Here is a 14531-nt window from a genome sequence, read left to right as displayed (position 1 = left end):
GCCTCCGCTATGCGCCGAGGACTCCGTGGCCTGAGATGTTGAGATGCGCCAAATGCGCGTGTGTCGCGTCAAAGGTTAGGCTGATCGCGCCGCCTGTTGTCTTGGCGGTCCCCGAGGCTGCCTCGGCGTGGCGATACTCGAACCCGTTGGGCAATTGTATCGAGGCACGATGCGGCATGCCCGAGACGATATGCGGGATCGGGCTGACCTCTACATCGAAGATACCCGAAACTTTGGCGTATCCAGCACGCTCATCCCGGTCCCACTTCAATTCGATCGGGGCATACAAAGTCTCATGTTTTGTCGGGGCCATGGCGCTGTATACGTACCACATGGTCGCCATTTCGTCGGTGTCTTCACCTTTCATGATGGCCTCAATAGCGGCGCGCTGGTCGGCGCTGGCGGCTTCGTCAATGATCAGCTGCATTTGGCCATTGCCCTCGTGAATGGGGCCGGGCCAGTGGTACACGCCAGCCGCGCGCACCCCGGCCAGATCGGTGTCGCCATAGTTCCCGGATTCGATATCGAACACGACAACAGCCTCGCAATTGCCATGGCTTGGAAGAACGCTGAACTGGCACGGGCATCCAAAGTTGCAGTTGCAATTGGCCAATTCTTCACCCTGAAGTTTCCATTCCGTCATGATAGCCCCCCAAAAAACATGCTTAAAACCTCTGCTCGCAGAGGGTTTCGCCTGTTGCTGCCGTTTCGAAATACGAGCCTGTCGTCGGCTTCTTTGTGGGATAGAACGGCGGGACCTTATCACAGAACCGTGATCGCGCCAAACCGGGGCAGGGTGCGACAGCAGGAATTGTGCGCGTTGTGCGCGGAATCTGGTTGACTCGGCTGCGCGACCGAGTAAAAGCGCACGCTCATAGGAATTCAACCGAAAGGCCCCTGCCTTTCCGGACGCAGGAGATAACCATGGCGAAGCCGACGACAATCAAGATCCGTCTGAACTCGACCGCGGGCACGGGCCACTTCTACGTGACCAAGAAAAACGCGCGCACCATGACCGAGAAAATGACCATTCGTAAATACGATCCGGTCGTTCGGAAGCATGTCGAGTATAAGGAAGGCAAGATTAAGTAATCTGCCGTCCAGCTTGGACAGTTTTTAAAGGGTTCTGCCGCGGCAGGACCCTTTTTCTTTGCGCATGACCCACTGGGGTCGGGCTTGTGGCACTTCGCGCCGTTGCAACGAAGCATCAGCGATTGGGGCAATCGGATCGTCGACGGGTTGCTTTTTTTGACGTCTTACTCATACGCTTCAACAACTCGTTCCAAAATGTTGGCCGTCATGAAAAAAATCTTGTTTTCCTCTACGATCATTCTGGCCCTAGCGGCCTGTGAAGATCCCTATAACCGCGAAGGCATCGGATTCACGGGTATCGATGGTGAACCGCGCTCGCTTTCGGATGTACCCGGTGCAGTGGGCATCCTTCCGCCTGCAACGAATGTGCCGGCTGAACTGGCTGTTCTGCCTGCCGTGGCCGTCACGACGGATGAGACTGAGGCAGAGAAAGTTGCCCGAGTTGCAATTGAAAATGGTGGGCGCAGCGATACGGACTCGGTGGTTCTGACCGGGCAGGACACCAATCTGTTCCTCAGCACCGTCAATGTGAACGGCACCCTCTATGGTGTTCTGCGCACCCCGAACAACAGCACGCGCGTCGATAATCAGATCGGTGCCAACTTTGGTCGCAACGCGGAACAGTTTACCGGCTGTCTGCCTGCGGGTGACGTTTACCGCAAGGGCTCTTCCGACAGCAGCTCGGGTTTTGCGGTGCCGCTGAACTGCAGCTAAGACCCCGTTCATTCTATCTTCCTAGGCCTCGCCATTTGAGCGGGGCCTTTGTCTTTTTGGGGCACCGGTCGAGGTGTCAACCGGGCTGTGAAACGGCTAAATAGGCAAAAGAAAAGGGCGGGTCGTTTTGGACCCGCCCTGTTTAATTGGTGCAGTGTTGAAGCGCGTTATTCTTGCTGCCCCATGAACATCAGCAGGAACTGGAACATGTTCAGGAACGAGATGTACAGGCTCAGCGCGCCGTCAATCGCGGCTTTGTTCAGCCACTCCTGATCACCATGGGTTGCGTGCGCAATGTAGGTGTTCTTGATGTCTTGGGTGTAGAACGCGGTCAGACCAGCAAAGATCAATACACCAATGGCCGAGATTGCGAACATCATTGCAGGCGATTGCAGGAAGATGTTGATGACCATCGCCACCAGCAGGCCGATCAAGCCCATCATCAAGAACGTGCCCATGCCGCTCAAGTTGCGCTTGGTGGTGTAGCCAAAGAGGCTCAGGCCAGCAAAGGCAATCGAGGTCACGATGAACGTCTGTGCGATCGAGTAGGGGGTGTAGATCATGAACACCGAGCTCATCGACACGCCCATTACGGCGGCGAAGACGAAGAAGCCCAGCTGTACGGCTGCAGCCGACCCGCGCCGCATAAGCGCACCCCAGCCAAAGATCAGGAAGGCCAGCGGTGAAAAGATTACAACCCATTTCAGCGGTGACATGAATAGTGCCCCACCCAGGCTGGTCAGGTAACGGTCAGCGCCGATCTGGGCCACTGCGTTGGTCGGATCAGACGTCACAGCAAGACCGGCAATCGCCCATGCGGCGAGCGCCGTGATCAGCATGCCCACGGACATCGTGCCATAGACTTTGTTCATATGGGCGCGCAGGCCTTCGTCAATCTGGGCAGCGCGCGTACCGGCAGCCGTCCGGATCGTGTCAAATTGTGCCATTAAAGGGTCTCCCTTCACATAATTCTTTTCGCGGTCCGAAACCCGGACCCCGTTCCCAGCAAATATCGGCAACTGCGGGCCGTGTTTCAAGAGTTTAGAGTGGGAAACCGGTTAAAACATGCAACAAAATGGCGACCTGCGTCAGCGGGCCGCCATTCAGTAGGAAAACATGAGTGTCAGGGTCATTTTTGCCAGAATTCCGGTGCATCCCAGAAGGGGCGAGCGGCTTCGGCATCGGCCTGTTCGCGGGTGATTCCGATATCTTCTAGTGCTCGTGCATCCAATCTGGCAAGCGTGCAACGCTGGCGACGCAGCGAGAACGCATCCAACAACATGGTCAGGCCAAAACGACGACGGGGCGGGCAAGGTCTGTGAATTGCAATTTGGGTCATAATATATGTCCTTTCATTGATCCTCGATGAGTTTTTGGTTTCTCATCAAGTTCCTTGATTTATATGGCGCATTATGAGACATTTTAAAAATGAATGTTTTTGAAGTGATGCATAAGGATTCGTGAACATGCGGAATTTGGACATTACGACATTGCGATCGTTTGTGGCGGTGGCGGATCAGGGTGGAGTGACACGTGCCGCCGGGTTCCTGCACCTGACGCAATCAGCCGTTTCAATGCAGTTGAAGCGTCTGGAAGAGCTGCTGGGACTGGAACTACTGGATCGCAGTGGCCGAACCATCGCGCTGACAGCGTCCGGAGAACAACTGTTGGCTTATGCCCGCCGGATGATTGCGTTGAACGATGAGGTGATCTCGAAACTCACTGACCAAGCCTTTGAGGGTGAGGTCGTTCTGGGTGTGCCGCATGACATCGTTTACCCGGCTATTCCGCGTGTCCTGCAGCGGTTCAACGTGGATTTCCCGCGGGTGCGGGTGCAGTTGATTTCTTCGTACACGATGCAGTTGAAGGAAATGTTCAAACGCGGCGAATGCGATTTGATCCTCACAACTGAGGCAAGTGCGGGCGAGGGGGGCGAAATCATCGCCGAATTGCCGTTGCGCTGGATCGGGGCGCCGGGTGGGTCGGCGTGGCGCAAGCGGCCGATCCCAATAGCGCTTGGCCGTCGCTGCATGTTCCGGCCACAGGTCATCGCGGCATTGGATGAGGCTGGCATCCCGTGGGAGCTATCGGTTGAAACCGAAAATGATCGCACCATCGAGGCGACCGTCGCCGCTGACTTGGCCGTCCACGCCATGCTCGACGGAACCGAGGCTGCGCATTTGGTTCAAATCGATGATGGCGGTGTATTGCCTGAGCTGCCCGAACATATGATCAACCTGTACGGAGGCGATACCGGACGCGGGCCGTTGGTTGAGGCACTTGCAGCTTTGGTTCGACAGAATTTCCGCATGCTCGGCAGTGCGCCCCTGAAGGCTGTGGTCGGTTAGGGCGTAATCACGACCTTGCCGGTTGCCGCGCGGTCGCGCAACAATTGCAGGCCTTTCTCGGTGTCCGACAGGGGTAGCACGTGGCTGATATGCGGCTTGATCCGCCCTTCGGCACACCACCGAAACAACGTGTCAAAACTGTCCTGAACGATCTGCGGCCGAAAGGTAAGATAACCACCGATGTAAAAGCCGATCACCGTCAGGTTCTTGACCAGCAGATGATTGGCGGGAATCTGCGGCACATCTCCGCCTGCAAAACCGATAGGCAGCAGGCGGCCTTCGGGGTTGGTGGCGCGAAAGGCGGCTTTGAACACGTCGCCGCCAACGGCGTCATACACCACGTCCGCTCCGCCCAGTTCCTTGACACGCGCGCGTAAATCCTCGGACGCATCAATCAGGTGATCCGCCCCCGCTGCCTGAGCGACCGCCAGTTTGTCTGCGCCGCGCGCCTGCGCAATTACGGTTGCCCCCATCAGCTTGCCGATCTCGACGGCGGTCAGCCCAACGCCGCCAGCCGCGCCAGTGACCAGCAGGGTTTCTCCGGGTTGTAATTGGGCGCGGTGATCCAGGGCGATGTGACTGGTGCCATAAGCGATCTGAATCGCGGCGGCGTCCTCAAAGCTGACCGAATCGGGCAGGGGAATTGCGCGTTCAGCGTCAAACACCCCGAATTCCGCCAGACCGCCCTGACCTGAATAGATCGCAATGCGATCACCGGCGCTCAGATGCGAAACGCCGGGACCTGTTGTTTCGACCACGCCGGCGATTTCCATTCCTTGAGTGAACGGCGCGGGCGGCGTGTCCTGGTACGTTCCCTTCTGCATCAGCAGATCGGCAAAGTTCAGACCGCATGCCTTGATCGCGACACGGACCTGGCCTTCTTGTGGGGGCGGCACGTCAATGTCGCAAAGCTGGGCGGCGGCGTCCGTGGATGAAATTCTGTAGGCCAGCATGGTCGGGCTCCTGTGGTTTGGCGCATAGGTTCGTGCTGACCGGGGAATGTCAATCGCTTACCCGGCGGGGCGGAAAGGACTGTGTGGATGACGTCTCAGGCTTGCCTACGGTAACTGCGTGTGCGGGATCGAAAGGGCACAACCTTAGTCCTGTGCATGGCGAAACAGATTCAACCTTCTTGAAAAAAAGCCCAAAAAGAGCAATATTGACCCAGGTGCTGATTTGGGGGGCATGTTCCTGATTAGGGAGTGGTTAAGGGCGGCTCGCTAGTGTTGCGGTAGTACATGCATGTCGCACACCCGAATTAGTTGTGTGTGTAGTTAAGAGGAGAATACCAATGACCCATCACGTCGATGTCCATGTGGGCAAACGCGTCAGGCATCGCCGCTGGCTGATTGGCATGACCCAACAGCAGTTGGCGCAGCAGGTTGGTATTAAGTTTCAACAGATTCAGAAATACGAGACCGGGGCCAACCGGATCAGCGCGTCGCGCCTTTGGGACATTGCCGAGGCATTGGATGTTCCCGTCAGCTTTTTCTTTGAAGGTTTGGAAGAATCTGAAAAGGAAACAGCCGGCAAAAAATCGGTTCCGGCCGATCTGATGGGGGACAAGGAAGCTCTGGATCTGGTGCGCTCTTACTATGCGATTCCGGAAAACCAGCGCCGCCGCTTGTTCGAACTTGCCCGCGTCCTGAGCGACGTCGCCTGAGAGAACCGGGGTTGACTCTGGCACGTGTGATCCGCACGGGTAGCGCATGCAAGAGACAACTTTAAGTGATCTGGATGTAGCTGAAGAAATGGCCGACGCGGCGCGTTCGGCCATTCTTCCGTTTTTTAGGCAATCAAATATTGAGACTTCGAACAAGCTGGTCGACGGTTTTGATCCGGTCACGGTCGCGGATCGGAACGCGGAAAAGGCCATGCGCGAGGTTCTGGCCAAGCACCGCCCCGATGACAGCATTTTCGGCGAGGAGTTCGGCCAGACGCAGGGCAGTTCCGGCCGGACGTGGGTGTTGGACCCGATCGATGGCACCCGCGGTTTTATCAGCGGCACACCGACATGGGGCGTGCTGATCGCGCTGAGCAACCAGAACGGTCCGTTCTTGGGCGTCATTGATCAGCCCTATATCGGCGAACGTTTCCTTGGATCAGCGGATGTTGCACAGGCGACTGGGCCGACCGGAACTATGCCGCTGAAAACTCGCAAAACCTCCAGCCTGGATCAGGCCATTCTGTTCACGACCTTCCCCGAGGTCGGCACCCCTGAAGAACGCGCCGGGTTCAAGGCTGTGGCCCAACAGGTGCAACTGACCCGGTATGGCATGGATTGCTACGCTTACGCTTTGCTGGCGGCGGGGCAGGTCGATCTGGTGATCGAAGCGGGCCTGAATGCTTATGATGTTCAAGCCCCCATTGCGGTGATCGAGGCCGCAGGTGGTATCGTGACAGATTGGCAAGGTGGTCCAGCCCATGAGGGCGGACGGGTATTGGCTGCGGCAAATGCGGAATTACATGCGGCGGCGCTAAAGCTTCTGCGCAACTACTGAAACAGGTTGTCGGTTTAAGGCTGGTCAGGTAATCTCTGCCCGGCTGGTTCTTATGCCCGTTTTCCGCCAGCCCTTACCTTCTTGCACGAAACGGGCGGATGCAAGGAGGGCGACATGACCGAAATCCTGATCAAGAACGCAGACACCATCCTGACGATGGATGACACACGCCGCGAGCTTTCCGGCGCGGATATCCTGATCCGCGGTGGACAAATCGACCAGATCGGCCACGGACTGCAAACAACCGGAGAGGTGCATGACGCCACAGGATGTGTCGTCACGCCGGGTCTGGTGAATACCCATCACCACCTCTACCAAAGCCTTACCCGTGCGGTGCCCGGTGGGCAGGATGCGCTGTTGTTTGGTTGGCTTAAGACGCTGTATCCCATCTGGTCCCGCTTTGGGCCCGAAGAAATGTTTATCTCGGCCCAGATCGGGTTGGCCGAGCTGGCGCTGTCAGGGTGTACACTCAGTTCCGACCACCTTTACCTGTACCCCAACGGTGCCCGGCTGGATGACACGATTGCTGCCGCCGCCGAGATCGGAATGCGATTCCATCCGACGCGCGGTGCAATGAGTATCGGGGAAAGCGACGGAGGTCTGCCGCCCGACGCCTTGGTCGAAAAAGAGCAAGCGATTCTGGGCGACATGATCCGTGTGGTCGACGCGTTTCATGACCCGTCCGAAGGCGCAATGTGCCGGGTCGGGCTTGCGCCGTGTTCGCCATTTTCTGTCAGCCGCGACCTGATGCGCAATGCGGCGATTCTGGCGCGGGACAAGGGCGTTATGCTGCATACTCATCTGGCGGAAAATGACGAGGACATCGCCTATTCGCAGGCCCAATTTGGCTGCCGTCCGGGCCAATATGCCGAGGATTTGGGCTGGACCGGCACGGACGTCTGGCACGCCCATTGCGTCAAACTGGATGGGGTGGAAATAGACCTGTTCGCCAAAACACAAACCGGCGTCGCGCATTGCCCCTGTTCCAATTGCCGGCTGGGTTCGGGAATCGCGCCGGTGCGCGAGATGCGGGATCACGGCGTGCCTGTTGGTCTGGGTGTGGATGGTTCAGCCAGCAATGACAGCGGCAACCTGATCCTCGAGGCGCGTCAGGCCATGCTGTTGCAACGGGTAGCCAACGGCGCGGATGCCATGTCGTCGCGCGAAGTGCTAGAGATTGCGACACGCGGTGGTGCAGATGTGCTGAACCGTCCTGATTGCGGACGTCTGGAGCCCGGAAAACGCGCTGACATCGCGATTTGGGACACAAGCTGTATCGAAAGCGCCGGCAGTTGGGACCCGGCGGCTCTGCTGTTGGCCGGGCCAGTGAAGGTCAAGCACCTGTTCGTTGAGGGCCGCCAGATCGTGCGTGACGGGCATGTCACCAGTTTGGACATGCCCCGCGTGATCGAGCGGCAGAACCAGCTGGCCCGCGCCCTGCAAGTCTAGTTGGAAACGCGTTGACCGGCGATCCAGACCTCTGTGATCGCCCGGTCGTCGCCCATCATGATGGTGGGAAAGATGGCCTCCCACAGGTTCTCGGCGCAGGCTTCGCGCTGGGCAATGGCGGGGGTCGAGGCGAGGTCGAGCACGATCAGATCAGCTTCCATCCCCGGTGCAACGTTGCCGATGCAATCGTCCATCCTTAGCGTACGTGCTGAGCCAACCGTGCTTAGCCACAAAAGTTGCGCGGCGTGCAGCGGCGCCCCGCGCAGTTGTCCGATTTCATAAGCTGCTGCCATCGTTCGCAGCATCGAAAAACTGGACCCGCCGCCGGTATCCGTCGCCAAACCGACGCGATGGCCGTCACGCATCAACCCCGCCATATCGAACAAGCCAGAGCCGATGAATGTGTTCGAGGTCGGGCAGTGGATTAGCGCCGCGTCGACGTCGCGCAGGCGATCGCGTTCGCGTGCCTCAAGATGGATAACGTGGCCATACAGGCCGTTCGACCCTAATAGGCCAAATTTTTCATAGGTATCCAAATAATCGCGTGCCTCGGGGAATAGCTCGCGGACCCAGGCGATCTCATCGGTTTGTTCGCTCAGGTGGGTTTGCATCAGGCAATGCGGGTAATCGGCCCAGAGCGCGCCCATGGCTTCCAGTTGTTCCGGCGTGGACGTGGGCGAAAAACGCGGGGTGATGGCATAAGACAGGCGGTCGACCCCGTGCCAATTCTCAAGCAGCGCCTGAGACTGATCATAACCCGTTTGTGCTGTATCCCTCAGACCTTCGGGCGCATTGCGATCCATGCAGGTTTTGCCTGCCACAACCCGTTGGTTGCGCTTTTGCGCGGCGGTAAAAAATGCATCAACGCTTTCGGGGTGAATGGTGCAGAAACTGCACATGGTCGTGGTGCCGTGCGCAGCTGTCAGGTCAAGATAGCGATTGGCTATTTCACCGGCATAGGCCGGATCACCGAACTTCATCTCTTCGGGGAAGGTATAGGTGTTCAACCAGTCGATCAGACGTTTGCCCCAACTGGCGATCATCGCTGTTTGGGGATAGTGGACATGCGCATCGACGAAACCTGCCATGATCACGTTCTGGCCGTGATCCACCACGTTGGCCTCGGGGTTGTTGGTGCGCAGGTTTTCGGCATCCCCAACAGCGGATATTCGGTCGTCTTCAACCAGAACGGCCCCGCTGATTATCACGGCCTCGGTCGGTTCTCCTTCAAAAGGGGAACCCGTAAAGCTCAGAACACGACCTTTCAGCAGCGTTTTTTGCGCCATTTTCATCCATCTCCGCCTGAATAGGACTGTGAAACAGCATAGGCGGGCGAAACTTGCCGGTAAATCGGCGCATTGTCATTGTTTTCCGGTAGCTGCTTCTTCTAATTAGGGGGCAATGAGCGCGCGAAACGGGGGCAGACATGACAACAGGCTTTGATGAACCCGTAACCGAGTCCACAAGTGACGAAGACGTCTATGCGCTGGATCGCAAGACTGTGGCGGATATCCTGTACGCGGTAGAAGTGGATGATCGCGACAAACTGATCGAGCTGATGGATCCGCTGCACGCTGCGGACATCGCCGACCTTCTGGAACAGATCAGCCCTCAGGAACGCGCCCAACTGATCCGTCTGTACGACAAAGAATTCGACGGGGATATCCTGTCGGAACTGGATGAGGCCGTTCGTGAAGAGGTTATCGAGGTTCTGCGCCCGGACGTTCTGGCCGACGCTGTACGGGACATGGAAAGCGACGATGTTGTCGACCTTCTGGAAGACCTCGAAGAACCGCAGCAAGAGGCCATCCTTGACGCGCTGGAGGATTCCGAACGGATCGCGGCCGAGCAGGCGCTGTCCTACCCCGAAAACTCGGCCGGCCGCCTTATGCAGCGCGAGGTTGTCATGGCCCCCGAACATTGGACCGTTGGGCAGGCCATCGACTTCATGCGGGCCAATGACGACCTGCCGGAACAGTTCTATCACGTTGTTTTGGTCGATCCCCGGTTGAAGCCGGTAGCGCAGGTCATGCTGGGCAAGCTGATGGCCGCTCGGCGTGAGGTGCCGCTGCACGACATCGCCGAAGAAGAGTTCCACACTATTCCTGTCGATCAGGACGAAGAGGACGTGGCATATGCGTTCAACCAGTATCACCTGATCTCGTCGCCCGTGGTCGATGCAGACGGGCGGCTGGTCGGTGTGATCACCATCGACGACGCGATGGTTGTTCTGGATGAGGAATACGAAGAGGACATGCTGCACCTTGCGGGTGTCAGCAACGAAAGTTCGCTGTCCGACAGCGTTGCAGCGACCAGTAAGCGGCGTCTGCCTTGGCTGGCGGTGAACCTGTGTACGGCGATTTGCGCCTCGCTGGTGATTTCCCAGTTCGAGGCGGCGATTGATCAGTTGGTGGCGCTGGCCATTCTGATGCCGATCGTGGCGTCGATGGGCGGCAATGCGGGCACTCAATCGCTGACAGTTGCAGTGCGGGCTTTGGCGACGCGCGACCTTACGGGTTCGAACGTATTGCGCGTGATCCGGCGGGAACTGCTGGTGGGGATGCTGAACGGCCTGTGTTTCGCCATCGTTTTGGGAACCGTGGGGATGATGTGGTTCGATTCTGCAATGCTGGGTGTCGTGATCGGCGCTGCCTTGGTCGTGAACATGATCATCGCTGGGTTCGTCGGTACGGTAGTACCTGTGGTGCTGGACCGATTGGGCGCTGACCCGGCGCTTGCCTCCGGCACCTTCGTGACGACCACAACGGATGTCATGGGGTTCTTCCTGTTCCTGGGGCTTGCCAGCGTGGTGCTACTGTGACCGATCTGACCGAAATCAAAGCCGTTGCGCGCAAGGCGGCTTTTGTACGCCGCAAGGTTGCTTTTGACACCCGCCTGCCCGGTGCTGCGGGACGCTTGTCCGAGGTTCTGGCCGGACATCGTGGCGTACCTCTGTCCGGTTATATGCCGATCCGTACCGAGATTGATCCAGTGGCGGCGATGGCAGAAGCATCGGCCTATGGTCCGGTTGGTGTGCCGGTCATTCAGGCTGCCGGTCAGCCACTAAAGTTTTCGCGCTGGACGCCTGAAGGCACGCTGAAGGAGGGCCCATTTGGGGCCAAGGTGCCCGAGGTCGACGATTACTTCGACCCCGAAATTCTGATCGTCCCATTGGTTGCTTTCGATGCGCTGGGCGGGCGGCTGGGCTATGGCGGCGGTTTTTACGACCGCACGTTGCAGGGTTTGCGCGCCAAGCGCCCGACACTGGCCATTGGCTTTGCCTTTGACGCGCAAGAGGCCAAAGAGCTGCCGTTGGAGCCCACGGATCAGCCGCTGGATATGGTGATTACCGAGAGCCGGGTTCTGACGTTCTAGGGCTGATCGCCTTAGCTCGGGTGGTTCTCACGGAAGAACTCCCAAGCATCCACCTCGCGCCCATCCGGCAGAATGCAAACGCCGGTTTGGCCGTTGTCATCGTCGCGTATCTCGTACTGTGCGCCGCTGTCGATGCAATAGGTCGCCGCGGGGTTCGCCAGTTGCGTGGTGGAATCGGTTGCTGGGGTTTCGTCGCAGGCGGCAAGTGCGAATAGGCCAGCAACGGCCGAAAGGATGCGAGTCATCAAGATTCTCCTGCTTTAAAGGCTTTGGCAGATTATGCAGGCAGCTTAATCACTTGTGCTTGGTCATTACCACACTTAGGACAGGTTGGATGAGGATACTTTTTCTGGGTGACGTCATGGGCCGTGCGGGACGCACGGCCATTCAGCAACATTTGCCGCGTTTGCGCGACGAATGGCGGCTGGATTTCGTTGTGGTCAATGGCGAGAATGCCTCGAACGGGATGGGTCTGACCGGCGATCATGCCAAGCTGCTACTGGACGCGGGCGCGGACTGTCTAACGCTGGGCGATCACGCGTTCGATCAGAAAGATATGCTGCAATTCATCGAGAGCGAACCGCGTATCGTGCGCCCGGTGAATTTTGCGAAGGGTGCGCCGGGGCGGGGGCATCGGCTGTACACCGCGCCGGGCGGGCGCAAGGTTCTGGTGGTGCAGGTTCTGGGGCAGGTCTTTATGAAACGACCCTTTGACGATCCGTTCTCGGCGGTTGAGCCCATTCTGAAGTCCCACCCGCGTGGCGGGCAGGCCCAGGCGATCATCGTCGATATGCATTGCGAGGCCACGTCTGAGAAGATGGCGATGGGCCATTATTGTGACAAACGTGCAGGCCTTGTGGTCGGCACTCATACGCATGTTCCAACTGCGGATGCACAGATCCTGCCGGGTGGCACGGCGTATCTGACCGATGCGGGGATGTGTGGCGACTATGACTCAGTGATCGGGATGGACAAGGTCGAGCCGATGCGCCGCTTTATCACCGGCATGCCCAAGGCGCGGTTCACCCCGGCCAATGGCGAAGCAACGCTAAGCGGTGTGTTCGTTGAAACCGATGACCGCGACGGACGGGCAAAATCTGTGCAAATGGTGCGCGTCGGTGGGCGTTTGCAGCAGGCCGGGCCGCAATAAGGCGATGTCAGGCTTGCCCTGCCGCGCGCAATGCGTGAAACTGGCTGCCGGGCGCGCAAGCCAGGCTAGGGTTCGGACAGAATACCAAGAATGCAATTCCTTCAACTGACAGAAACAGGCAGCGCAATACTGGCGCTTTTGGTCGTCGCGGGCATGTTCGTCATGTTCCTGCGTGAGGTCTACCCGACCGAGGTCGTTGCCATCGGCGGTGTCGCCATCATGCTGGTGACGGGTATCTTGCCGTATCAAAGCGCGCTGGCGGTTCTATCCAACCCGGCGCCGTGGACGATTGCGGCGATGTTCATCATCATGGGGGCTCTGGTGCGCACTGGCGCGCTGGACGCATTTACCTCGACCGCGCAAAAGCAGGCACAGGTAAACCCGCGTTTCGCCATCGGGTTGCTGATGGCGTTTGTTGTGCTGGCGTCGGCCGTGGTGTCGAATACGCCGGTGGTTGTCGTGATGATCCCGGTATTTGTGCAGATCGCGCGCACGCTGAATGTTCCGGCCTCGAAATTGCTGATCCCGTTGAGTTATGCAGCGATTTTAGGCGGCACGCTGACGTTGATCGGAACCTCGACCAACCTGTTGGTGGATGGTGTGGCCCGTGCGCAGGGGATGCCCGCCTTCACCATTTTCGAGGTGACCCCGTTGGGCATCGCTCTGGTGATCTACGGTATGGTCTACCTGCGCTTTATCGCGCCGCGCCTGCTGCCGGATCGGGACAGCATGGCAACCTTGCTGTCCGACCGGTCCAAGATGAAGTTCTTTACCGAAGCCGTCATTCCGCCTGAAAGCAACCTTATCGGTCGAGAGGTCACAGGGGTTCAGCTGTTCAAGCGCCCCGGTGTGCGGCTGATCGACGTAATCCGCGGGGATGAGTCGCTGCGGCGTAATCTGAAAGGTGTTGAGCTGAAACTTGGCGACCGTGTCGTTCTGCGAACTGAAATGACCGAATTGCTGAGCTTGCAAAGCAACAAGGAACTAAAGCGCGTCGATCAGGTCTCGGCCGTTGAGACCAAGACGGTCGAGGTTCTGATCACCCCAGGTTGCCGCATGGTGGGTCGGACGCTGGGTACGCTGCGTTTGCGGCGTCGGTATGGTGTCTATGTGCTGGCTGTACACCGACGGAACCAGAATATCGGGCGTCAACTGGATGATCTTGTGGTGCGGGTCGGCGACACGCTGCTGCTGGAAGGATCGCCCGCTGACATTCAGAAACTGGCCGCCGACATGGACATGGTCGACGTTTCGCAACCGTCGGCACGTGCGTTCCGGCGAAGCCATGCCCCCATTGCGATTGGCGCGCTGGTCGGTATCGTCGCCTTGGCCGCGTTGGGTGTCGCACCGATCCTGTTGCTGTCGGTTCTGGCAGTTGCGGTGGTCCTGATCACGCGCTGCATCGACGCGGATGAAGCATTTTCTTTTGTCGAGGGCCGCTTGCTGGCGTTGATCTTCTCGATGCTGGCCATAGGGGCCGCGCTGGATAAATCCGGTGCTGTATCGCTGATTGTCGAGGCGATTGCTCCGGGCCTCAGCTCATTGCCGCCCTTCCTGATCATCTGGGCCGTATACCTGCTGACCTCGGTGCTGACTGAACTGGTATCAAACAACGCGGTGGCCGTGGTGGTGACACCGATTGCCATCGGGTTGGCTCAGGCGGTCGGGATTGACCCGCGCCCGCTGGTGGTGGCGGTGATGGTGGCGGCCTCAGCCTCGTTCGCGACGCCGATCGGGTATCAGACCAACATGATGGTTTATGGTCCGGGCGGGTACAGGTTTGTCGATTTCATGAAGGTCGGCATTCCGCTGAACCTGACTGTTGGGCTGCTGGCGTCGTTGTTGATCCCGCTGATCTGGCCCCTGTAAATCAGGCGTGGAATCGCCGATTTGGATCACTAG

At 58.4% G+C, this 14531-nt stretch carries 16 protein-coding genes; 10 read left to right on the top strand and 6 right to left on the bottom strand.

All coding sequences use genetic code 11. From position 1 onward, the window contains the following. Positions 1-7: 7 nt before the first annotated feature. Positions 8-643 (bottom strand): DUF1326 domain-containing protein, encoded by a 636-nt coding sequence (locus ACR0M2_RS04220; RefSeq protein ID WP_170516522.1) that lies wholly within the window; start codon positions 641-643, stop codon positions 8-10. Between the two features lie 281 nt (positions 644-924). Here ACR0M2_RS04220 and rpmG point away from each other — a divergent pair, with 281 nt between their 5' ends. Both rpmG and ACR0M2_RS04210 read left to right on the top strand, forming a co-directional pair. Continuing rightward, a complete protein-coding gene (rpmG, locus tag ACR0M2_RS04215; protein ID WP_037309480.1) occupies positions 925-1092 on the top strand; it encodes a 50S ribosomal protein L33 in 168 nt (55 codons plus the stop codon). A gap of 207 nt (positions 1093-1299) precedes the next feature. Then, positions 1300-1806, top strand: a complete 507-nt coding sequence (locus ACR0M2_RS04210; RefSeq protein ID WP_170347950.1) for a hypothetical protein — start codon at positions 1300-1302, stop codon at positions 1804-1806. 167 nt (positions 1807-1973) lie between these two features. On the opposite strand, the gene ACR0M2_RS04205 is transcribed toward ACR0M2_RS04210, so the two are convergent. Continuing rightward, positions 1974-2753: a Bax inhibitor-1/YccA family protein gene (locus ACR0M2_RS04205; protein ID WP_170347951.1), complete on the bottom strand. Its 780-nt coding sequence runs from the start codon at positions 2751-2753 to the stop codon at positions 1974-1976. 182 nt (positions 2754-2935) lie between these two features. Continuing rightward, positions 2936-3145, bottom strand: coding sequence for a DUF1127 domain-containing protein (locus tag ACR0M2_RS04200; RefSeq protein ID WP_170347952.1), 210 nt, complete (start codon positions 3143-3145; stop codon positions 2936-2938). Between the two features lie 127 nt (positions 3146-3272). On the opposite strand from ACR0M2_RS04200, the gene ACR0M2_RS04195 reads away from it, so the two are divergent. Continuing rightward, on the top strand, positions 3273-4154 hold the full coding sequence (locus ACR0M2_RS04195; protein WP_170347953.1) for a LysR family transcriptional regulator: 882 nt from the start codon (positions 3273-3275) through the stop codon (positions 4152-4154). Here ACR0M2_RS04195 and ACR0M2_RS04190 read toward each other — a convergent pair. After that, complete coding sequence (locus ACR0M2_RS04190; RefSeq protein ID WP_170395561.1) at positions 4151-5107, bottom strand: NADPH:quinone oxidoreductase family protein; 957 nt, start codon at positions 5105-5107, stop codon at positions 4151-4153. The genes ACR0M2_RS04195 and ACR0M2_RS04190 overlap by 4 nt on opposite strands. Before the next feature lie 338 nt (positions 5108-5445). Between ACR0M2_RS04190 and ACR0M2_RS04185 the strand changes: the two genes are divergently transcribed. The 3 genes from ACR0M2_RS04185 (at position 5446) to ACR0M2_RS04175 (ending at position 8104) form a co-directional block, all read left to right on the top strand. After that, entirely contained in the window at positions 5446-5817 is a 372-nt protein-coding gene (locus tag ACR0M2_RS04185; RefSeq protein WP_170347955.1) for a helix-turn-helix domain-containing protein, read from the top strand. Between the two features lie 46 nt (positions 5818-5863). Continuing rightward, entirely contained in the window at positions 5864-6655 is a 792-nt protein-coding gene (gene hisN / locus ACR0M2_RS04180; RefSeq protein ID WP_480704109.1) for a histidinol-phosphatase, read from the top strand. Between the two features lie 114 nt (positions 6656-6769). Then, positions 6770-8104 carry an 8-oxoguanine deaminase gene (locus ACR0M2_RS04175; protein ID WP_170577345.1) on the top strand — a complete coding sequence of 445 codons (1335 nt, stop codon included), beginning with the start codon at positions 6770-6772 and terminating at the stop codon, positions 8102-8104. Here the strand turns inward: ACR0M2_RS04175 and guaD are convergent. Then, positions 8101-9390 (bottom strand): guanine deaminase, encoded by a 1290-nt coding sequence (gene guaD, locus ACR0M2_RS04170; protein ID WP_480704108.1) that lies wholly within the window; start codon positions 9388-9390, stop codon positions 8101-8103. The genes ACR0M2_RS04175 and guaD overlap by 4 nt on opposite strands. A 140-nt stretch (positions 9391-9530) precedes the next feature. Between guaD and mgtE the strand changes: the two genes are divergently transcribed. Next, positions 9531-10925 carry a magnesium transporter gene (gene mgtE / locus ACR0M2_RS04165; RefSeq protein WP_170360390.1) on the top strand — a complete coding sequence of 465 codons (1395 nt, stop codon included), beginning with the start codon at positions 9531-9533 and terminating at the stop codon, positions 10923-10925. Continuing rightward, the gene (locus tag ACR0M2_RS04160; RefSeq protein WP_480704107.1) at positions 10922-11479 is read left to right on the top strand and encodes a 5-formyltetrahydrofolate cyclo-ligase; all 558 of its coding nucleotides are present in this window, start codon (positions 10922-10924) and stop codon (positions 11477-11479) included. Before mgtE ends, ACR0M2_RS04160 begins: the two co-directional genes overlap by 4 nt. A gap of 11 nt (positions 11480-11490) precedes the next feature. Here ACR0M2_RS04160 and ACR0M2_RS04155 read toward each other — a convergent pair whose 3' ends face one another. After that, on the bottom strand, positions 11491-11724 hold the full coding sequence (locus ACR0M2_RS04155; protein WP_480704106.1) for a putative hemolysin: 234 nt from the start codon (positions 11722-11724) through the stop codon (positions 11491-11493). Between the two features lie 89 nt (positions 11725-11813). Here ACR0M2_RS04155 and ACR0M2_RS04150 point away from each other — a divergent pair, with 89 nt between their 5' ends. Both ACR0M2_RS04150 and ACR0M2_RS04145 read left to right on the top strand, forming a co-directional pair. Continuing rightward, complete coding sequence (locus ACR0M2_RS04150; protein WP_480704105.1) at positions 11814-12629, top strand: TIGR00282 family metallophosphoesterase; 816 nt, start codon at positions 11814-11816, stop codon at positions 12627-12629. A gap of 90 nt (positions 12630-12719) precedes the next feature. Next, positions 12720-14498, top strand: coding sequence for an SLC13 family permease (locus ACR0M2_RS04145; RefSeq protein ID WP_480687197.1), 1779 nt, complete (start codon positions 12720-12722; stop codon positions 14496-14498). Positions 14499-14531: the final 33 nt, after the last annotated feature.

Source organism: Ruegeria sp. BE10, from assembly GCF_056538905.1.
Note: the sequence above shows the minus strand (reverse complement) of the source record. Positions and strands in the feature narration are given on the sequence as shown.